Raw genomic sequence first — 20,997 nt, 5'->3', positions numbered from 1 at the left:
AGATTGGATATAAGTTGCCCGCTGTTGAATTATTTCATAAGCATCTTGATATGTTATGTTGGGTTGGATATAAATGCTGGAAAGAAACTTGTTAAAATACTTGTCTATATATTCTGGCAAGGTGTACATGCTTAAATTATACACATACTGGTTCATTGGTTCAATAGTTCAATGATTCATTGGTTTAATGGTCGCAAGAAAGACAAATAAAACTTCTTAAAGAAATACCAACTACTCTTCCATGCTTGCTTCTTAAGCGACTTTGCAGCAAAAGTACTACCACCACCTAAATGGACAAGAACTATTTCTGGATGATAGTAATTTTGGTAACCTTTTCTTGTTAATGTTTTGCAAAGGTCTAAGTCTTCATTATAAAAAAAGTAATTCTCATCAAAGCCACCAACTGCTAAATAAAGTTCTTTGTTCACAAACATTGCTGCCCCTGACAAAAAATCAACAACTCGGGGATTATTGCCACGATATTTGTGCCTACCTAAAACGCTTCCATAATATTGAATTGACCTATCCTGATTCAACAAACGTGGCCCTAAAATGCCAATTTTTTTCTTGCTTTCATAAAAACTCACTAACGGACTCAAAACATCTTTATTAGTTACAGTGTCTGAGTTTAGTAAAAACAAATATTCCCCAAGTGCTTCCACTGCTCCTTGATTATTAGCTTTGGCAAACCCAACATTCTCTGAATTTTCTATAAAACTAATGTTTGAATAATCCTCCATAAGCCTATCTTTATTAAACTTATTTGATGAAGCATTATCAACAACAATAACGTCAAAACTGACAGCTTTGTTTGATTCATAAAAGGAATCCAAGCAATTTTTTAAAAGCTCAGGTGTATTATAATGAATAACTATTACGGATACTTTCATGCTTCTTTTAACCTTTCTACAAAACATTCTATCCTTATCTTTGTCCTCATATCAAGCTCACCAGGAGCATCGCCTTCGATTGTCAAAACAGGAACGCTAAGTCTGTTTTTGATAATAATATCATCAAGTTGTCGATGACAAAAAGCTTGAGCATAATGAATAATTCCTTTTAAATTTCTTTGTTTTATTTGTTTTTCTACTTCAATGATTCTTCGATTTAACTCATACGGGTAATTAAAGTTCTGATATTGCTCTATTAAATCTTTGCTTTCTTGAAGCATAGCAAAATCATTTTCTACTTCAAAATAAGACAGCTTCACCCCAAGCTCATCTTCTAAATAACCAAAAAGATTACTAATTATTGTTGGAACGCCCATATACCCTATGGAAATGGTGTGAACATTTGATTGACTAGTTTCTGCTAGCTTTATTAACTCTTCAATTTTATTACTATAAACTTCCACGTTGCTGCCAAAATCCGAAGAAGCAACCATTAATCTTTGAAACTCAGTAGCACTAACATTTTTCTTCTGATAAAACAAAATGTCTAATACTCTTAATCGTTCTCTTACTAAATCTAGTTTTTCTTTAATTTCCATTGCTTGCTCATAACTAACTCCAAAATGTTCACCTAATTTATCTAACTCATACCTCAGCTTTCGTTCATCCCTATCTGCCGGATAAGCAAAAGAAACAACCTTAAGCGACGGCATAAAATGCTGGCACAAATTAACCAATCCATGATTGTTACTACAGTCGCCCTCTGTAACAGCGATAATAGTGTCAAATTCTTCTTCATACTCTACAACTGCACCCATCAATCCCTTGATCCAACTGCAAGTATTTCTGGTAACACCATGTTTTTCTCCAGATATTATAAACTTTTTAGATTGCCCTAATATAAAAAGATTGTTTAGGTCTACAGGAATAGCACTAGCCGCCCAAATATACTCTTGGGGAATAGTGGTGGTAAACGCTACTTTTTTCATGTTAATTTTTTGAGATTCTCATAAGTTTTTAAAATCTTATCAACGTAACCCTGAGTTGAAGGCTTAAATGCTTGAGAGCCTTTTGATTTTATAGAATTACACCCTTCCACATACGAAGCTAAGGCATAGTTAATATTACCCTTCCACATATCCAGTAACTCTCTCATCATCTTAGCTTGTGCTTTTATCCCCTGCGCTACGTTGTGGGGATCGGTTATATTATAAGCAGGAAAATTAAACGGCATAAACTGCCCAATACCTCTTGCTCCAGATGGAGATACTGCATGTCTATTAAAACTTGATTCTGCTGACTGCTGAGCAGTTAATAATAATGGGTCTACATTATACTCTATCCCATATTTAACGTTTGCTTCTGCTATTTCCAATACATCAGTTAATACTAAATTTTTATTATAATTCATAACATAAGAAACAATTGTCTGATATAAATTTGCTGAAACAATCTGATAACTAGTATCATAAGGAAGGTACTGGTCATACTCTGTTTGTCGCATCTGAAATTCTTGTGGATTACAGTTAGTTTGAGGATTATAATTTATATTATTAAACAATGTAAATAAGCTTACAAAAATTATTATTATTGTTGGCCAAGTCATTACCTAGCTAAACTCCTTTAATTTTTTCTGTAAGAAACTGGATTGCTTCCTTTGCTGTCATCTCTAACTTAGGATCACCATTTCTGAAACTAAGCTCGACAATTCCCTCAATAGACCTTTTCCCAACAATCACTCTAAATGGTGCGCCTATCAAATCAGCATCATTCATTTTCACGCCAAGTCGTTCATCTCGATCATCGCACAAAACATCAAAACCTTTGGACATCAACTCAGTGTAAATATTCTCGGCTAAATTTACTTGCTCTTCTTTGTTAAGATTAACTGGCAATACAATAACTTCAAAGGGAGCAATGCTGATTGGCCACAGCGGTCCATTGTCGTCGTGATGTTGCTCTATCGCAGCCATAGCTGTTCTGCCAACGCCTATCCCATAACAACCCATAATAAAAGGCTTAACTTTACCTTGTTGATCAAGAAAGGTTGCTTCCATCGATTCCGAATATTTGGTGCCAAGCTTGAAAATATGACCTACTTCTATCCCTCTCTCTTTATTGTATGTTCCTTTAAAACAAGACAAACAAAGATCTCCAACATTAACGGTTTTAACATCTGCAACTAAACTATCATCAACTAGATAATCTCTGCCAACATTCACATTTTTAAAATGATAATCTTTCTCATTTGCACCTACTACCGCATTTGTAATACCAATAATTGAATCATCAATAATGATTTTATACTCACATTGTTCAGGAGCAAAACCCATAAACCCAGGAACCGTTTTAAATACACTAACTATTTCCTCTTCAGTAGCTGGTTCTATTCCTAAGGCATCTAGGTTATTCATCAATTTCACATCATTTACTTCGTAATCACCACGAATAAATACCATTGCATATTTAGACTGAATTTTTTCTGGAGCTACTTCTTTGTCATATTTATAAGCTACTGCTTTAATCGTCTTTTCTGCTCCTACTTGCAAGAAACTAGAAATGTCTTCAATGGCTTTAATGTTTGGAGTATGTACCTTTTCTTTTGCCAACAGAGGTTCAGATTTATTCGTCACCTTTGTGCTTGCTTTCTCTATATTAGCCGCATGGTCACAATTAGAACAATACAAAATTTCATCTTCACCTGTCTCCGCTACTATCATAAATTCTTGGGAAGAACTACCACCGATCGCACCAGAATCAGCACTAACAACTCGATAATCTAAGCCACATCTAGAAAATATATTGCTATAGGCTTCATACATGTCTTTATAAGTAACATCCAAGCTCTGTTCATCAGCATGGAAACTGTAGGCATCTTTCATAGAAAATTCGCGCGCTCTCATTAAACCAAACCTAGGTCTTATTTCATCACGAAATTTATTCTGAATCTGATAAAAATTTATTGGCAACTGCTTATAACTTTTCAAATCATCACTCACTAAATTCACGATTACTTCTTCATGTGTAGGTCCATAACAAAAGTCACGTCCTGCCCTATCTTTGATCCTAAGAAGTTCCTTGCCATACTTAAACCATCTACCACTCTTTTGCCAAAGCTCAGCTGGCACCATTGAAGGCATTAGCACCTCAACAGCGTCTTTTCTGTTCATTTCTTCTCTAATAATTTTTTCAACTTTACGAATAACTTTTAGTCCTAAAGGTAAATAATCATAGATACCAGTTGCTATCTTTTTAATATAACCACCACGCAAAGCAATAGCTTGGCTAGGAATTTCCGCATCGGCAGGATTTTCTCTAAACGTCGGTATATAATATTTGCTGTACTTCATTATTACTCCTTAAGTAGATTAAGCTTACCACCAGCAAGCAATTGTTCTATTTCTCTTTCAGAAAATCCAGCAACTAACTCGAATTTATTACCAGAGGCACTTTCCATAACCACAAAATCTTGTTTAATCTGTTCTCTAATCTTGTTAAAAGAAAAAATCTCTTCAGCTTTAACTCTAGCATAGTCGCTTTCCTTTTTAAAAACCAAAGGAATAATTCCAAAATTTATAAGATTTGCCCTATGTATTCGCTCAATAGATTTAACAATAACAACTTTTACACCCAAATACATAGGGCAAATAGCTGCATGTTCCCTTGATGAACCTTGGCCATAACTAAGTCCTGCTACTATTAAATTATCAAATCCACCTGACTTGTTAGCCTTACATTTATCAGCAAATTTTGGTTCAACATCGTTAAAAACTGCCTGTGAATACTTATCTATATTTGAACGAAACTTCAAAAATCGACCTGCAGGCATAATATGGTCTGTGGTTATTTTGTCTCCGACTTTAATAACTACCTTTGTTTGTAAGCTTTCTGCCAGGCGACTACTGATTGGAGGCGGCCCAATGTTGGGACCTTTTAATATTTCTACCTTAGCCCGTTCGTTAACAGGTAAAGGCTTAATCACCAAAGAATTATTTACTAAAAATTTTGATGGTTGTTTAAATTCGACTGCTTTTTGAAAAAACTCTGACGGATCAGTAATCTCTCCAGTTAAAGCACAAGCAACCGCTGTCTCTGGGCTAACTAAATAAATACCAGCACTGTTGGTTCCACTTCTTCCATAAAAATTACGATTATTAGTTCTTATACTAACCGCATCCGTAGCAGGAGACTGTCCCATCCCTATACAAAAACCACAACTAGACTCTAAAACTCTGCCACCAGCTTCTACAATGTTTTTCATCAAGCCAGTTTCCATCATCATCTCTAGCACCTGCTTAGAGCCAGGAGCAACACCAAAAGAAACGTCGGTAGAAACTTGTTTATCTTTTAAAAGCATAGCCACTGTATATAAATCTTTATACGAACTATTTGTACAGCTCCCAATAAGAACTTGGTTAACCTTCATCCCAGCAACTTCTGAAACCTCTTTGACATTATCTGGCGAATGAGGCAAAGCAATCATCGGCTTTAGTGTAGCAAGGTTAATAGAGATTTCTTTATTGTATGTAGCATCTTTATCGGCCATCAGCTCTATCCAATCATTTTCTCTGCCCTGCGCTCTTAAAAATTCTTTGGTTACTTCATCCGAAGGGAAGACTGAAGTTGTCACGCCCAACTCAGCGCCCATATTAGCAATAGTTGCTCTTTCTGGAACTGATAAAGTTTTAACCCCTTTACCCGTGTACTCCACAATATATCCAACATTTCCTTTAGTTGTAAGAATCTGTAATAGCTTTAAAATAACATCTTTTGCAGTAACAAAAGGAGAAAGTTTCCCCGTAAGTTCTACTTTCAAAACCTTAGGTGTTGGCAAATAAAAGGCTCCACCAGCTAAAGCAGTAGCTATATCCAGTCCGCCAGCACCGATAGCGATCATTCCAAGTCCTCCGCCAGTTGGAGTATGAGAATCAGAACCTAATAAGGTTTTACCTGGCTTACCAAATGTTTCTAAATGAACTTGATGACAGATACCATTTCCAGCTTTAGAAAAATACAAGCCATATTTAGCAGCTATTGACTGTAAATATCTATGGTCATCGGCATTTTCGAATCCATCTTGTAAAGTATTATGGTCAACGTAACTGACTGACAACTCTGTTGAAATAGCTTCTCTTCCAATTGCCTCAAACTCCAAATATGCCATGGTGCCTGTTGCGTCTTGAGTTAATGTTTGGTCTATTTTAATTCCAATTTCTTGTTCACCAGATTTATCAACAATATGTTTATTAATTATCTTCTCAACTAAATTCATCTTATTAATCTACCTCGTTTGCTAGTTCATCAAAATTGAAGTCTATCGCAAGTATCCCAACAATGTGGTCTGAATCATCAAAAATTGGAGCCGAAACTGTCATTGTTAGATAATTAGTAATTTTTGACATATAAATTTCTGAAATATGAGTATTACCATCACTCATTGGTTCGACAAACCACTGTCTATCAGAAAAGTCTACATCCAGCATCTTCTCTTCATAAGCCTTTTTATCACATAACTGAGTAATATTCTTGCCTAATTTCTTGCCTTCTTCATTTGTTATAGAGATAAGCTTCATTGCTGGATCATTCTGGGCAAGTCGAACTAAGATTGGTTCAAACTTTTTAGGATCCAAAGACTTAAGTTCAGACATAACTGCTGTTTCTTCAATGATTTTGACAGCTGTCTCCGTTATTCTCCTACGTAATTCCAAATAAGTAGTATGAACTAACTCGGGAAGATAGTACCTTATAGCCTTTTCCATCTCTTGGTCAGATATCGAAGTAATTCTTCCAAAATTATATTCTGCAACTATCCAGTCATAAATCTTAATAACTTTTGGGTGTTTCTTGGTTAAGCCCAGTTCCTGTGCTTTGGGATAATGTTTATACACCCAATGGATAACTCCAGCGGTTCCGGTCTTATCAGTAATACTTACTCCCGGTTCTCTATTAAGCAGAGCCACTGTATCAAAAACATTATAAATTTCTTCATTCTTAACCATACCATCAGCATGAATTCCAGCTTTAGTGGTATTAAAATCATCTCCAATAAATGGATAGTTTGTTGGAAAAGCCTGACCTAACTCTTTCTCGAAGTACTCTTTCAATTCAGTAATTACAGTTGTATCAATTCCTGCCTGATGACCGAATAACCCCATATACTCAAAAATCATTCCTTCTGTTGGACAATTTCCAGTTCGTTCACCCAAACCAAACAAGGCACAGTTGGCACCTGCAACACCATGTAACCAGGCTTCGGTTGTATTAGCTAAAACCTTATGAAAATCATTATGACCATGCCATTCTAGCCATTCAGAAGGAACACCTGCATCATTTCTAAAAGCATGACAAAGTTTTGCAACTCCTCTTGGTGCAATGGCTCCAGAATAGGGAACCCCAAAACCCATCGTATCACAAAGTCTTATTTTAACTGGAATACCGGCTTCTTTGGACATTTGCATAAGCTTTTGAGCTAAAGGAATAGTAAATCCATACAAATCTGCTCTCGTAATATCTTCGAAATGACACCTTGGGATAATTCCTTTATCTAAAGAATGAGCAACAATGTCTACATAAAAATCAAAAGCTTGTTTTCTGTCCATCTTTAATTTCATGTAAATATGATAATCAGAAACACTGGTTAATATCCCTGTTTCTTTTAGGTCAAACTGCTTTAAAAGATCAAAGTCACTTTTCTGGGCTCTAATCCAACCAGTTACTTCAGGAAATTTTAGCCCTAATTCTAAAACTTTTTCTAAGGCTAATTTATCCTTATCGGAATACATAAAAAATTCTGATTGTCGGATAATCCCTTGTTCGCCACTTAGTTTGCTAAGTAATTTATAAACATCTACTATTTGCTTAACAGTAAAAGGCTCACGGGCTTGCTGTCCATCACGGAAGGTAGTATCTGTAATAAAAACTTGTTCAGGAACATCAAAGGCAATTAAATGGTCATCAAACACAATTTTGGGAACTTCTGAATACGAAAAAATTTCTCGATACAACTCAGCCTCTGGTCTATTCACTAAGGGGTAATCCTTTTGTATCTTTCTCAAAAAATTATTATGTCCTTTTTCAAACTGCATAATTTGCCTTTCTTGTCTCACCCCTAGCCTCTTTTCTAAAAGAGAGGGAGAAAAGACAATTTTATTGTTTATTTGCTTTAAAATAAAGCTAAATCATTTTAACTTATCTGGCTTATTTATACAAGAAAGCAAGCTCTATGACAGTCATTGTTAATAATGTTAATATTACTATGTAATGATTCAAACTTTAACTGCAATAAACCTAAAATCTATAGCCTACTCAGACAGTAGTATAATTGTCCAAGCATTTTCACAGGAAAAAGGCAAAGTATCTCTTGTTGCCAAAGGAGTTAAAAAATCAAAAAATGGCAACCTTGGCAAACTTAATACCTTTTCTCTCAATAAATACCATGTCAGAAGTGGCAATAATCAATCACTTAAAACCATTATGGTAATAGAAACTATCAAAACATATGACAATATTTTTAAAGATTACGACAAATTACAAACAGCTTATGAACTAATCTGGATAATAAATTCTATTATTCAAGAAAATCAACAAGACGAACAACTTTTCTTACTAACAAAAACAACTTTAGATACCATCGAATTTGCAGAAGAAAAAGATCTTTCAGCAATATTGTCCTCTTTCAAAAAAAATTTACTTATCTCTGAAGGGGTATTGAATCCCTCAGAAAAAAACATTAATATTGAACATATCTTAAACAGCTACGTTGGGAAACAGATGGTACAGTTATGAATATTGCTTTTTTTTCCGATACTTATTTACCACAAATAAATGGCGTCGTAACCTCTATAGAAATATTTAGACAAACACTTACTGACAAGGGCCATAACGTTTACATTTTTTGTCCTCAAACCGAATTCGGGCAAAAAAAAGCTGACCCTGACTATGTTTTCAGGTTTAAATCTGCTAAACTTTTTTTCCAACCAGAATATAGACTATCTTGGCCATATTCAAGAGCTTTGAACAAATTTAAATCGCTAAATATTGATATAATCCACACGCATACTCCCTTTACTATGGGCATGTTAGCAGTTTTCTTGGCACAACATTATAAAAAACCTTTAGTGCATACCTATCACACTCTATTCATGGAGTACATCCACTATCTGCCAATCCCCTCAGACTATGCAAAAAACTTTGTTACTTGGGCAAGCAAATCCTTTTGTAACCAAAATCACTTAGTAATAGTACCTTCTAGACATATCAAAGACGAAATTACAGATTACAATGTGCTTTCTCCAATCGAAGTTATTCCTACAGGAATAAATCTCACTGACTACCACAAAACATCAACAGCTAATGCAAAAGAAAAATACAAAATTGATACAAAGAAACACTATTACTTAGTAACAATTTCCAGAATAGCAAAAGAAAAAAATATTTCTTTCCTATTAGATGCTTTTAAAAAACTAAAAGAAAAACACAGCAATTTAAAGTTAATTATGATTGGCGACGGCCCAGAAAGAGAAAAACAAGAAGAAAAAGCCAAAGAACTAGGCATCTTTGATGATATTATTATGACGGGATATATTGAGCGTTCGCTTATCTTCCCGCTTTTGAAACTTTCTAAGATTTTTATCTTTGCTTCCAAAACAGAAACACAAGGGCTAGTTCTCTTAGAGGCAATGTCCATGAAGGTACCATGTGTAGCAATAGATTCTATGGGCGTTTCCGATGTCATGGAAGATAACCAAGGTGGATTCCTGAGTAAAGATGACCTTGAAGAATATACGACCATTGTTTCAAGCCTTATTACTGACCCCAAATTATATGAAGAAAAATGTAAAGACGCTTATAAAAGGGCTACTCATTTATCAGCAAACAAAATGACAAAAAAACTCATAGAAACTTATGAAAAATTACTTGCTAATAAATGAGTTTTAATAACTTTCAATTAAGTTCCAAATGTCCATATTCTTGTCTTAAGTGTACTATAGGAGAAGCTGACCCACTGTCCGCAATTATGAACAAAATCAACTCCTCTTCACAAGGAACTCTCAATTTTTTCTTCAACTTAACAATTGATAACAAGGAGCTACCTAAAATAATACCTGAAATAAAAAAAAGAAAACAAAAGCTAGGTCTTTTTTATAATGGACTAGCTAACGAAGAATACTTAAAGCATCAACCCGAGGTAATTCTGTTCCCCTTTTTTTCTACTAATGAAGAAGGACATGACTTATTTATTGGAAAAAAATCTTTTTACAAAATGATTTCCTTTATGAACCTTTTACCCAAAACTATCAAAAAACCTATTCTTTTTTTTGTTACAAAAGACAATCTAGCAGAAACAACAGATTTAGCTGGACTTCTACTTACCTTTAGAAACAAAATTTTTATGCAACCTTTAAACTTTTACGAAGAAAATGATTTTGATAAAGAAATAATGCTATATTTAAAAAGAATTCAAAATCAAAAAGGCATTTCGCTTCTCCCAGTAGGCAACTATTCTGCTCACTGCTTAAATTGGTCAGAACCAAATAGTGTCATCAATTTAGTATTAAATACAATAAAAAACATCAATTTAAGCCCTAAAAAGAAAAAAGATAAAGAAATAACTTACAAATAGGTTTTGAATATGCTAAAAATATATGTATAATAAAAAGATGATAAGAAAGTTTCAATTATCAATTCTCTTTATCTTACTCTCTTTTGTTTTTTCTTCTGAAATTTGGTTTACAATTGATACAAGCCAAAATGAAGAGATGAAAAAAATATCTCAAGCTTTTTTTCCAAATGATATTATTAGAGTTTTCTATTGGGATAATGGGCTAAAAGAAATGACAAAACTCATAAAAGCTGGACACAAACCAAATGTTCTTTTAACTGGACATACCTTCGTGCCATACATAGCTAACGTTGACTCAAGATTTGATCATGTTGAACCATTATTCTTAGACATTAGAGCCTTATACTTATGGGGTGTGCCCAAAATAATTCCAGTAAGTAGATGGCGAGATGTTCTTTTTTATGCGCAAAGTCACCCGGATTTTATTGCCTTTCCAAAACTCTGGACGTCCAACAAGCTTTATAACTTCTTATCTTTCTTTAATGACCAACTTCCTTTTTGGATAAGCCAAACCCCATTCTCTACTCAAAACATGATATACACTGTAAAACTTATGTATAAACTAATGGATAATTACCCAATGATTTTCAAAGAAAACCCTGAAGAATCTTTTCTAAAAAAAGAAAATAAAGCTATTATTTCAGGAATATGGATGCTCAACCTATTAAGGCAACAAGATGCAGAGTTTTCTGTCTTCGACGTTCCAGCTTCGCAAAATGGTGTTAGAGGATTTAAAGGAGCCTATGTCGGAATCTTCTTTAAAAATGACGAAGAAACCAATGCAATTAAGGACACTCTACGCTCTTATGAATTCCAAGAAAAAACATGGAAAATACTTAACCAACTACCAACAAACCAACAACTTAAAGCACACTTACAAGAAACAGACTCTAAGGTAAATAAACTATATGAAATATCTGAATATTCTCCTTGGGCTACATCTATAGAACCCAAAAAGCTTGAAGAGAGAACAGATGTTCTAAACTTTCTCCTAAAAAACAAAAAAAATTACCAAGACATTGATGAAAAAAATATGAATAAATTTTTTAATAACAGAATTTATTTTAAGTTCATGAAGTTGCTTCACTGAGATGAAATTATCAGAACAAAATAAACAGGACTTACTAGAGTTAGCAAGACTATCACTTATCTCAGAGTTTTACCCAGATGATACCAATCTGGATTTTTTTGACAAAAAACATTTAGGAATCAAACAAGGGGCTTTTGTTACCCTACATAAAAATAATCAACTTCGAGGATGTATTGGAAAAATGACAAGTGATCTGCCACTTTATGTAACTATTGAAGCAATGGCGAAGGAAGCTGCTTTTCATGACCCGAGATTCTCTCCAGTTAGGGAGGATGAGCTACCAGAAATTGAAATCGAGATTAGTGTTCTATCCCCTTTTGAAAAAATTTCCTATGATGCAATAGAAATAGGCAAACATGGACTAATGCTCAAACATGGATACAAATCAGGCGTATTCCTACCCCAAGTTCCGTTGGAACAAAAATGGAATAAAGAAGAATATATAATAAATCTTTTCCAAAAAGCAGATGTGCCTTACAGCGACACAAATCTAAAAGAAGCTAAACTTTTTGGATTTACTGCCTTAGTCTTTGGAGAATAAGGGCCACCTCACCAGCTAAATTTACTTTCAACTTCATCTTTATTGAATATATAGCTACCTCTCCTAACAGAGAGGTTTAGTTATTTAATATTTCGTTATAAAAACATCTTCCCCTTTTTATATTCATAAAAAACCGTAGTTTGTAAACCTCTTTGCCAGGAGAGGTAGTGGCATTATCCTTTTTAACAGACATCAAGAATATTCCACTGGTGAGGTGAAGGTTTTTAATTTAGCAAACTACCAAAAGAAAAAAACAATAAAAATTCTTTCTGTGAGGTTTTAGCAATACCCAACCCTAAACTTATTGGATAAACATTAGAATATTCTCCAAGCATTTCTATAGAAGCACCGTAAGACCAAAAAGGATTTTTCATAAAATCATCTCTACTATCTTGGGCATCAGCCAAATCATAAAAGAAAATTAATCCTGTATGTTTATGATAAAGTCCAAGTAAGGACAACTCATCAACGACAGCGACAGGTAAGCGGTACTCACAAGTTGCTTTGCCTAATATTCCACCTTTAATAGTATCTCTCATATCTAATCCTCTAACGTATAACAACCCTGGTATACCAGAAAGCCTATAAGAAAAATCCTTACTATACGCTCCCAATAATCCTACTTTCACAACATGATTAAAATCAATCCCTGGAAGATAAAGCTGTAAATTATTCATATAGGATGCTCTATTGTTTGTTCGACTAAAATCTAAATTCAACTGATTCACAAACCCTTTTTCGTAAGAGATTGAATGATGATACATTTCAACAGTACGCATTAAATACGCTAAAGAATACAAATTATGTAGCAAATTATCGTTCTCATAATAATCTTTTATCCCTATAAATAAATTCTGGTTAAGTTTATCCTTCCTAATTGGAAACTGAAAACCAGTTAAAAAGTGATCACTACTACCATCCTTAACAGAACTCAAAACAAAATTAGGATAAATAGAACTATTTATATAGTTAATGTTAAAGAGTTTTCCATAGTTTGAAGCATAAAAAGACATATCTAACACATTAAAGGCTAAAGGGTCAGAAAGTAAAGTGGTAAAAGCTACCTCAGAACCATAATTGCTTGCAGAAAAATATGGATATAAATACATCATCTCAAGTGACCAAATATTGTAATCACTTGCTGTCTTAATTGGCTCCTTGTTCTTCTCTGTGACTACAGCAGAACTAAAGGCCTTACTATAAGAATCTTGAGTAATAACAACTTCTTTTGCATTACCACTAACCCATCTATAGGCAGTTGGCTCAGAAAAAGTTATTAATAACTCTCTTTTATTTACAGCCTTATCCATTTTTGCTTTCATTGACACTAAAGCAATTCCTCTAGAAGTATAAGTAGAAAAATAAATAGTGTCGGCGATAACTTGAGGATTATATACGCCGGTTAAAACATTCGTCTTCTGGTATATCTTATTTGTGTTCTCCTCGTACCTAAATAATTGGCTAAGCCCGTCCATTCCAGCTACAAACCATACTTCCTCTCCAACAAAAATTACAGTTTTGATGTCTCCAGACACTAATTCTTTTCTTTTGTCTCCCTGTTGTAATACCAAGGTTTTCTCATTAGCAATTTTCTCTATAAAAGCATATCTGTCACCAGAAAAACTAACAGCTAAAGACTCTAGCGAATCAGTTGAATACAACACATTGCTTTTACCGTTCTCCCTCATAAGAATACTATCTCTACCTAAATGACTTTTAATATACATAAACTTCTTGTCATTTATAGCGATATCTACTATCCCTTCATCAATTAACACTTCTTTTTTATGACTCAATTTCACCAAGGATAATCTGCTCTCATAAATATTTGGTAAAGAAATTCTAGTAAAATAAATTTCTCCGTTACTCAAACCTATTTTTGTATCATACAATAAACTATTCTCGTAGATAGTTTCAGTTTTATCGCCACTTACAACTACAAGCCTTGACGTTCCCTTAAAATCGTTAATTGTCGCATAATATAAGTCTTTGGCGACGAACAACGAGCTCATCACCTCTGAACTTTGACTGCTTAAATAATTCAAAGACTGATCTTCTTTGTTTTTTATCAAATATACATTTTTATAATGATTAATAAAATTAGTATATTCGTCGGCTAATTTAAACCCATACACAGCCAAAAATGCTTGCTCATAAGTCGCATTGATTTGTCCTGCAAAATATCTATAAGACTCAACTAATTTACCTAACCCATGTGTTTCAACTAAATAGTCGACAAACTTTGCCCCAAACAAATATGGAGCACTGCCCATAGGCCAACGAACCATGCTCCGCTGGTAAACCTGAGTTAAGGTTGGAAAGTCCTCATCCTTTGCAAAAGCCATAAACTGCTCTAGAAAAGAAGTATTATATAGTCTACCTCCATTAGATATTTGTTTTTCATTATAAACAGCCATGCCCTCTATCATAAAATACGGATACATCCAGCCCTTAGCGGTTGTCCTCTTCACGAAAGCATAGATACCATCAGTTATGGGAGACATCTGCAAATGCACAATATGCGTTAACTCATGTGTAATTAGATTATGCAAATAGCCCTTAGAAAAAGGACCTATCTGAGATGAGGGGACCTTGGCTGTGTTGATCATTATTGTATTCGCAAAAAAATTAGCATAATCCAGAATTAGATCTGAGCTATCATTAAATAAAATATCCACTTTTTCTCTTACTCTGTAGCCTAACTCAGAGGAAATGTTTTCATAAATATCTTCAACTATCTCATAAGTCTGATCAGCCAAATACCTGGAATTATCATTGAAAATTAATCTGAAATTTTTAGTTTCATATTGATACCATTTTACGTCTGGTCGAAATTCCCCAGCTATTAAAAAAGAAAATAAAAATAAAACACTCAATAAACGAAACATACGTATCCCCATTATATATTACCAACTGACATAAGTAGAGATGAGGAATAAAAGTTTAAAATTTTATTTATAATATAAAAACTTATTAATCGCAGAAAGGAAAGCTTGTGCCGTAGAAACCAAAACATCAGTATCAGAACCACGTCCAGTATACAAGTCGTTGCCTTCTTTTATTCGAACAGTTACTTCGCCTAGAGCATCAGTACCGCCAGTGACTGCGTGAACAATATATTCCTGTAAATTAAATTTGACACCAACCAATTGTTCTATTGCATTATAAATTGCATCAACTGGTCCAGTTCCAATACAAGCATCTTCAAAAATTTCGCCATCTTTGTTAGAAATTCTGACTGTAGCAGTTGGTTTTGTTGTATTCCCAGCAGTTACTTGAACATACTCTAATTTATATTTTTCTTCAAAATGGGTGTTTTCATTAGAGATTAGCGATTCTATATCTTTATCTGTAACTACTTTTTTTTCATCAGCTAAAGCTTTAAATTTAACAAAACCCCTTTCTAGCTGTTCTTCAGTTAAATGAAATCCAAGATCTATAAGTCTTTGCTTAAAAGCATGTCTACCTGAGTGTTTTCCTAAAACTAATTCCTGTTCTCTCAAACCAATAAGTTCAGCACTCATAATTTCATAAGTCATTCTATTTTTTAAAACTCCATCTTGATGAATACCTGACTCATGAAGAAAAGCATTCGCACCAACAATAGCTTTATTCGGCTGTACTTGAACACCAGTGATACTGCTGAGCAGTTTGGAGGTTCTATATATTTCAGTAGTCTTAATATTTGTTTTCTTATTGATAAAAGCTCCCCTTGTATAAATAGCCATCACAATTTCTTCGAGCGAGGCATTCCCTGCTCTCTCACCGATACCATTTATTGCACACTCAACTTGTGTAGCACCATTGATAACCGCTGAGATACTATTAGCCACAGCCATCCCTAGGTCATTGTGACAATGCACGCTTAAATCTACCTTCTCTATGCCTTCGGTGTTTGCTTTAACGTCCTTAATAAGCTCTCCAAACTCATGTGGCAAGGTGTAGCCCACAGTATCTGGAACGTTTATTACAACTGCTCCTGCCTTGATAACTTCTGATAAAATTCTATAGAGAAACTTTCTATCACTTCTACCCGCATCTTCTGCAGAGAATTCAATATCACTACAATATTTTTTGGCATATTTAACTGCCTCAATAGCAATCGCAACTACCTCGTCCTCTCCTTTGTTAAGCTTGTACTTCATGTGAAGAGGAGATGTAGCTAAAAAAACATGTATACGTGGGTTCTTGGCTAATCGAACAGCTTCCCAAGCAGCATCAATGTCTTCTTGCCTTGCTCTGGCAAGACTACAGATTGACGGTCCTTTAACCTCTTTGGCTATAGTCTGAATAGACTCAAAATCACCTTTGGAGGAAATAGCAAATCCTGCTTCGATAATATCAACATTAAGATAGGCAAGTTGTTTAGCCATTTCTAGCTTCTCACCAATTGTCATAGAACAACCCGGAGATTGCTCTCCATCTCTTAATGTTGTATCAAAAATCTTTACTAAATCCATCTAATTTTTCCTTTAATTTTTAATCCAACTCATCATTGAACGCAACTTGCCGCCAACTTGCTCAACAAGCGATCCTTTGGCTTCTGCTCTTAAGGCATTAAGCTTTGGTCTACCTGCTTTGGAGTCAGCAATAAACTCTCTTGCAAATTCGCCCTTTTGGATTCTTGTTAAGGCATCCTTCATGGCTTGTCTAGTAGCATCAGTAACTATCTTTGGACCAACCGTTAAGTCGCCATATTCAGCTGTATTAGAAATGGAATGTCTCATTTTGTCCATTCCACCTTCATACATAAGGTCAACAATAAGTTTAAGCTCATGCAAACACTCAAAATAAGCGATTTCTGGTTGATACCCCGCTTCAACTAAGGTATCAAAACCTGCTTTTACTAAAGCTGTAGTCCCACCACAAAGAACACATTGCTCACCAAAAAGGTCAGTTTCTGTTTCTTCTTTAAAAGTAGTAGCCAAAACGCCTGCTCTTGCAGCACCTATTCCAGAGGCATAAGCCAAGGCAATCTCTTTTGCTTTTCCTGAAGCATCTTGACCTACTGCATAAATTGCTGGAACGCCAAATCCTTCTTGATAAACTCTTCTTACCATATGTCCTGGGCCTTTAGGCGCAACCATAATAACATCGATGTCTTTTGGAGGCACAACAAAACCAAAATGGATATTAAATCCATGAGCAAAAGCTAAGATGTTCCCTGCAACAAGATTAGGAGCTATGGACTCATTATAAATATCCGCAGCTGTTTCATCTGGAACTAACATCATGATAAGGTCTGCTTCTTTGGCTGCTTGATCTGGGGTAAGAACTTTAAGTCCTGCTTCTTTGGCTTTGGCTACTGAAGAAGAATCAGTTCTCAAGCCTATTCTTACATCAAACCCACTATCCTTAAGATTTAATGCATGGGCATGGCCTTGTGAACCATAACCTATAATTGCTATTTTTTTACCTTTTAAAACACTCTTATCAATATCCTTTTCATATAATACTATTGTCATTTTTACTCTTTCTCCTTTCTAATTACCTGTACCGCGCTGAATAGCAACTGTACCTGTTCTAACTATCTCAATTATCCCAAACTTCTTAAGTAGAGATAAAAAGCCTTCATTCTTCTCATAATCACCAGTAATCTCAACTGTCATATTTTTATCAGAAACATCAATGATTTTACCTCTAAAAATATCAACTATTTCAATAACTTCTGACCTATTGTTAGCATTAATACTAACCTTGACTAAAATCATTTCTCTTTCGATATGTTTTGCTGCTGTTAAATCAGTTACTTTATATGTATCAATTAACTTATAAAGCTGTTTGGTGATTTGTTCAATAACTAAATCTTCGCCTGTAACCACTAGCGTTATCCTAGAAAACTCAGGCTTTTCGGTGGTTCCTACTGCAAGACTATCAATATTAAATCCTCTTCTACTAAAAAGACCCGCCACTCTAGCCAAGACACCAGATTTGTTTTCAACTATAACTGATAATACGTGTCTCATTAGATACTACCCCTTTCCCCGATCATTTTGTCAATCGCTCCGCCTGCTGGAACCATAGGAAAAACATTTTCTTCCCTAACAACTCTAATGTCCACTACTACAGGTCCATTATGACTTAACGCTCTTTTTAAAACTTCTCTAACTTCTGCTGGCTTAGTTGCCCTTAAACCTAAAACACCATAAGCTTCAGCTACCTTAACAAAATCAGGTTGCATACCTTCTAGGTTAGTGGAAGAGTACCTTTCTTCAAAAAACAACTCTTGCCATTGTCTAACCATGCCTAACCACTGGTTATTTAAAATAATATTTTTTACAGGTATATTATAATAAGAAACCGTAGAAAGCTCTTGAATATTCATTTGAAAGGAACCGTCTCCCGCAATGTTAATAACTGTTTTACCTGGATTGGCAACTTGAACTCCCATTGCCGCAGGAAAACCAAAACCCATAGTACCTAATCCACCAGAACTAATGAAATGTCTTGGCTGTGTATGATTAAGATATTGAGCAGCCCACATTTGATGAGTACCTACTTCAGTTGTATAAAAGGCATCTCCATTTGTAAGTTCATTTAGAACTTCTAAGACATATTGAGGACTAATAGCATTTTTATCCATCTTATAAGTCAACGGATAATCTAGCTTCAATTTCTCAATTATTTTTAACCAAGGTTCTTTAGCTTCGATACTTTCTTCTTTTAAATAAGCGTTCATCTCTTTAAGAACTTCTTTGGCATCTCCAACAATCGGCAGAACGGTGGCAATACATTTCCCAATCTCAGCCGGATCGATGTCAATATGAATAACTTTGGCATTAGGTGCAAAAGTATCAAGCTTGCCAGTAATTCTATCGTCAAATCTCATCCCGATAGAAATTAAAAGATCGGCTTCTTGAATCGCAAAATTAGAGAAAGCAGTTCCGTGCATACCTGGCATTTGAAGTGAGTAATAATCATTATAAGGATATGCCCCAAGTCCCAACAAAGTACTAGATACTGGCATCTTGGTTAAACTAATAAATTCCCGTAGTTCTTCAGACGCATTAGCAGATATAACACCACCACCTGCTAAAACAACTGGTTGCTTTGCTTCTCTGATCATTTTAATTGCATTCTTTATTTGTCTACTACTACCCTTGGTTGTTGGCTTGTATGAAGGGATGATAATACTCTCTGGGTAATTAAAAATAGCTTTATTAACAGTAACATCCACTGGCAAATCCACAAGAACTGGACCTGGTCTACCTGTTCTGGCTATATAAAAAGCTTTCTTAATTGTTAACGCAAGGTCTTTTACATCTTTAACCAAAAAATTATGTTTGGTGACTGGCATTGTTATACCAATAATATCTGCTTCCTGAAAAGAGTCTGTGCCTATATCCCCAGAACTAACTTGCCCTGTAAATGCGACCATGGGAACGGAATCCATATTGGCAGTCGCAATCCCTGTTACTAAATTAGTTGCACCAGGACCTGAGGTCGCTAAACATACCCCAACTTTTCCTGTTGAACGAGCATAGCCATCAGCAGCATGTGCAGCAGCTTGCTCATGTCTAACTAAATAATGTTTAATATCACTTTTATAAATATCATCATAAATATGAAGCACTTTGCCACCAGGATAGCCAAAGATATCGGTGACTCCTTCTTTTTTCAAACTTTCTAAAAGTATTTTGGAACCTTTCATCTTCTCTGCTGACATAGCGTTTCTCCTCAAATATTTTAATTAATTCTATCACAAATTAGCTAAAAGCTAAAAGATAAAAGCTGAAAGCCTATTTAGTGAAATACTTAAACAATGATTGGACTAGCTTCTCTCTAAATTCGCGTGGTTCTTTAATGAATAAATTATTCTGTTGTATCAAACAACTTTTTGTTTTTTTTTGTGCGCTACCAATTAATTTGTTGCCATTCTCATCAATAAGCTCATATTTAGCTGGATAATCAAGACAGACATCATTGATGCGTTTTTTTTGAAACTCTTTTCTCGCACTTTTGATTAGGCTACAATTTATTCCACAATCTTGCAAAAGGTCAGCATAAACATTGGATAGCTCATAATAAAAACCTAATAGTGATTTTTTAGCAAAAATATCAACTGGAACAAATAAACTCCAAGCTAAATTTTTTCTCTCATGTACTACTAACCCACCACCTGTTGGTCTTCTGACAAACTCATGAGTATTTATATTAAGTTTACCAACCAAAGACTTCACAGTATCTTCTTTTTGATTATAACCAAAGGTTACACAAGTATCCGTCCAAGAATATAAACGCAAAAAAACGTCAGTAGTAATTGCCTTTAAAATAGCTATATCCTTTTGCATATTCTCCGCGGCAGAAAGAACATCATAACCTAAATAATTAAAACTCATAGAAACAATAATATTATTAATTTAGTGATATAGCCACTATCATTCTACCAAAATAAGTTTAGGCAAAAAATTTAGAGCATTCGCGACTTTATTTCTTTGACTGACATTAAGAATAGGTTTACCTTTATTTTTTGCGTTTTCACTAGAAAATGGCCATAATCCCCAACCATCAGAAGCTAAGATAACACCTTTTTGCTCCATAAATTTTTTTTTACCTCTTGCGTTCTGATAATTATGAGAAAAAAATAAGGTAAAATATAAAGCATCTTCTTTTTTAATAGGGGCATTTAAAAAATATTCCATGATTGAAGGTAAATAACCGTGGTAAAAATCCGATTCCATTCCAATAATAATCTCATCATTATAATAAATTCCAACCATTGTTATCTCATCAATACTACCATCGTCATATTCAGCAGATATTGCATCTAACGTCATGTTTCTATAAACAAAGTCAGAGCCGTTATTTTTTATGCTTACAATTTTTTGATTCATATAAACTTATCGAGAATATT

The 20,997-nt window shown here is 34.5% G+C and carries 18 protein-coding genes; 5 read left to right on the top strand and 13 right to left on the bottom strand.

From position 1 onward, the window contains the following. Nucleotides 1-176 precede the first annotated feature (176 nt). The 6 genes from PHF25_01080 to PHF25_01055 are packed head-to-tail and all read right to left on the bottom strand — an operon-like array spanning nt 177 to nt 7,996. Nucleotides 177-890, bottom strand: a complete 714-nt coding sequence (locus PHF25_01080) for a glycosyltransferase family 2 protein (protein MDD4526612.1) — start codon at nt 888-890, stop codon at nt 177-179. Next, on the bottom strand, nt 887-1,879 hold the full coding sequence (locus PHF25_01075) for a 2-hydroxyacyl-CoA dehydratase family protein (protein MDD4526611.1): 993 nt from the start codon (nt 1,877-1,879) through the stop codon (nt 887-889). Before PHF25_01075 ends, PHF25_01080 begins: the two co-directional genes overlap by 4 nt. Next, nucleotides 1,876-2,496 (bottom strand): lytic transglycosylase domain-containing protein, encoded by a 621-nt coding sequence (locus tag PHF25_01070; GenBank protein ID MDD4526610.1) that lies wholly within the window; start codon nt 2,494-2,496, stop codon nt 1,876-1,878. The genes PHF25_01075 and PHF25_01070 overlap by 4 nt, the downstream gene beginning before the upstream one ends. Nucleotides 2,497-2,503: 7 nt before the next feature. Next, entirely contained in the window at nt 2,504-4,240 is a 1,737-nt protein-coding gene (locus PHF25_01065; GenBank protein ID MDD4526609.1) for a proline--tRNA ligase, read from the bottom strand. Between the two features lie 2 nt (nt 4,241-4,242). Continuing rightward, nucleotides 4,243-6,162: an aconitate hydratase gene (locus PHF25_01060; protein ID MDD4526608.1), complete on the bottom strand. Its 1,920-nt coding sequence runs from the start codon at nt 6,160-6,162 to the stop codon at nt 4,243-4,245. Nucleotides 6,163-6,166: 4 nt separating this feature from the next. Further along, nucleotides 6,167-7,996, bottom strand: coding sequence for a histone-lysine N-methyltransferase (locus PHF25_01055; GenBank protein ID MDD4526607.1), 1,830 nt, complete (start codon nt 7,994-7,996; stop codon nt 6,167-6,169). A 154-nt stretch (nt 7,997-8,150) separates the two neighbouring features. On the opposite strand from PHF25_01055, the gene recO reads away from it, so the two are divergent. Genes recO through amrA form a run of 5 tightly spaced genes read left to right on the top strand, consistent with a single transcriptional unit; the run spans nt 8,151 to nt 12,143 of the window. Further along, a complete protein-coding gene (recO, locus tag PHF25_01050; protein MDD4526606.1) occupies nt 8,151-8,675 on the top strand; it encodes a DNA repair protein RecO in 525 nt (174 codons plus the stop codon). Continuing rightward, nucleotides 8,672-9,820, top strand: a complete 1,149-nt coding sequence (locus PHF25_01045) for a glycosyltransferase (protein MDD4526605.1) — start codon at nt 8,672-8,674, stop codon at nt 9,818-9,820. The genes recO and PHF25_01045 overlap by 4 nt, the downstream gene beginning before the upstream one ends. Then, entirely contained in the window at nt 9,817-10,512 is a 696-nt protein-coding gene (locus PHF25_01040; GenBank protein ID MDD4526604.1) for a hypothetical protein, read from the top strand. Before PHF25_01045 ends, PHF25_01040 begins: the two co-directional genes overlap by 4 nt. Before the next feature lie 37 nt (nt 10,513-10,549). Further along, nucleotides 10,550-11,602, top strand: coding sequence for a hypothetical protein (locus tag PHF25_01035; protein ID MDD4526603.1), 1,053 nt, complete (start codon nt 10,550-10,552; stop codon nt 11,600-11,602). Nucleotide 11,603: 1 nt separating this feature from the next. Continuing rightward, the gene (gene amrA, locus PHF25_01030; GenBank protein ID MDD4526602.1) at nt 11,604-12,143 is read left to right on the top strand and encodes an AmmeMemoRadiSam system protein A; all 540 of its coding nucleotides are present in this window, start codon (nt 11,604-11,606) and stop codon (nt 12,141-12,143) included. Between the two features lie 224 nt (nt 12,144-12,367). Here amrA and PHF25_01025 read toward each other — a convergent pair whose 3' ends face one another. The 7 genes from PHF25_01025 to PHF25_00995 all read right to left on the bottom strand — a co-directional run bounded on the left by PHF25_01025 (nt 12,368) and on the right by PHF25_00995 (nt 20,977). Beyond that, a complete protein-coding gene (locus PHF25_01025; GenBank protein ID MDD4526601.1) occupies nt 12,368-15,031 on the bottom strand; it encodes a hypothetical protein in 2,664 nt (887 codons plus the stop codon). A gap of 63 nt (nt 15,032-15,094) precedes the next feature. Further along, nucleotides 15,095-16,603 (bottom strand): 2-isopropylmalate synthase, encoded by a 1,509-nt coding sequence (locus PHF25_01020; GenBank protein ID MDD4526600.1) that lies wholly within the window; start codon nt 16,601-16,603, stop codon nt 15,095-15,097. A 12-nt stretch (nt 16,604-16,615) separates the two neighbouring features. Next, nucleotides 16,616-17,608: a ketol-acid reductoisomerase gene (ilvC, locus tag PHF25_01015; GenBank protein MDD4526599.1), complete on the bottom strand. Its 993-nt coding sequence runs from the start codon at nt 17,606-17,608 to the stop codon at nt 16,616-16,618. A gap of 18 nt (nt 17,609-17,626) precedes the next feature. Continuing rightward, entirely contained in the window at nt 17,627-18,109 is a 483-nt protein-coding gene (gene ilvN, locus PHF25_01010; GenBank protein ID MDD4526598.1) for an acetolactate synthase small subunit, read from the bottom strand. Beyond that, nucleotides 18,109-19,809, bottom strand: a complete 1,701-nt coding sequence (gene ilvB, locus PHF25_01005) for a biosynthetic-type acetolactate synthase large subunit (GenBank protein MDD4526597.1) — start codon at nt 19,807-19,809, stop codon at nt 18,109-18,111. Before ilvB ends, ilvN begins: the two co-directional genes overlap by 1 nt. 73 nt (nt 19,810-19,882) lie before the next feature. Continuing rightward, the gene (locus PHF25_01000) at nt 19,883-20,482 is read right to left on the bottom strand and encodes a hypothetical protein (GenBank protein ID MDD4526596.1); all 600 of its coding nucleotides are present in this window, start codon (nt 20,480-20,482) and stop codon (nt 19,883-19,885) included. Between the two features lie 39 nt (nt 20,483-20,521). After that, a complete protein-coding gene (locus PHF25_00995; protein MDD4526595.1) occupies nt 20,522-20,977 on the bottom strand; it encodes a hypothetical protein in 456 nt (151 codons plus the stop codon). Between the last annotated feature and the right edge of the window lie 20 nt (nt 20,978-20,997).

It is taken from the genome of Candidatus Margulisiibacteriota bacterium (assembly GCA_028706105.1).
Lineage (GTDB): Bacteria > Margulisbacteria > Riflemargulisbacteria > GWF2-35-9 > DYQY01 > DYQY01.
Note: the sequence above shows the minus strand (reverse complement) of the source record. Positions and strands in the feature narration are given on the sequence as shown.

What these genes read in the sequence shown, in the direction of transcription:
- PHF25_01025 (MDD4526601.1), bottom strand. Translation starts at nt 15,031, where the DNA reads ATGTTTCGTTTATTGAGTGTTTTATTTTTATTTTCTTTTTTAATAGCT.
- ilvN (MDD4526598.1), bottom strand. Translation starts at nt 18,109, where the DNA reads ATGAGACACGTATTATCAGTTATAGTTGAAAACAAATCTGGTGTCTTG.
- PHF25_01020 (MDD4526600.1), bottom strand. Translation starts at nt 16,603, where the DNA reads ATGGATTTAGTAAAGATTTTTGATACAACATTAAGAGATGGAGAGCAA.
- PHF25_01035 (MDD4526603.1), top strand. Translation starts at nt 10,550, where the DNA reads ATGATAAGAAAGTTTCAATTATCAATTCTCTTTATCTTACTCTCTTTT.
- PHF25_01080 (MDD4526612.1), bottom strand. Translation starts at nt 890, where the DNA reads ATGAAAGTATCCGTAATAGTTATTCATTATAATACACCTGAGCTTTTA.
- ilvB (MDD4526597.1), bottom strand. Translation starts at nt 19,809, where the DNA reads ATGTCAGCAGAGAAGATGAAAGGTTCCAAAATACTTTTAGAAAGTTTG.
- PHF25_01045 (MDD4526605.1), top strand. Translation starts at nt 8,672, where the DNA reads ATGAATATTGCTTTTTTTTCCGATACTTATTTACCACAAATAAATGGC.
- recO (MDD4526606.1), top strand. Translation starts at nt 8,151, where the DNA reads ATGATTCAAACTTTAACTGCAATAAACCTAAAATCTATAGCCTACTCA.
- PHF25_01000 (MDD4526596.1), bottom strand. Translation starts at nt 20,482, where the DNA reads ATGAGTTTTAATTATTTAGGTTATGATGTTCTTTCTGCCGCGGAGAAT.
- PHF25_01075 (MDD4526611.1), bottom strand. Translation starts at nt 1,879, where the DNA reads ATGAAAAAAGTAGCGTTTACCACCACTATTCCCCAAGAGTATATTTGG.
- PHF25_01070 (MDD4526610.1), bottom strand. Translation starts at nt 2,496, where the DNA reads ATGACTTGGCCAACAATAATAATAATTTTTGTAAGCTTATTTACATTG.
- PHF25_01065 (MDD4526609.1), bottom strand. Translation starts at nt 4,240, where the DNA reads ATGAAGTACAGCAAATATTATATACCGACGTTTAGAGAAAATCCTGCC.
- PHF25_01060 (MDD4526608.1), bottom strand. Translation starts at nt 6,162, where the DNA reads ATGAATTTAGTTGAGAAGATAATTAATAAACATATTGTTGATAAATCT.
- amrA (MDD4526602.1), top strand. Translation starts at nt 11,604, where the DNA reads ATGAAATTATCAGAACAAAATAAACAGGACTTACTAGAGTTAGCAAGA.
- ilvC (MDD4526599.1), bottom strand. Translation starts at nt 17,608, where the DNA reads ATGACAATAGTATTATATGAAAAGGATATTGATAAGAGTGTTTTAAAA.
- PHF25_01040 (MDD4526604.1), top strand. Translation starts at nt 9,817, where the DNA reads ATGAGTTTTAATAACTTTCAATTAAGTTCCAAATGTCCATATTCTTGT.
- PHF25_00995 (MDD4526595.1), bottom strand. Translation starts at nt 20,977, where the DNA reads ATGAATCAAAAAATTGTAAGCATAAAAAATAACGGCTCTGACTTTGTT.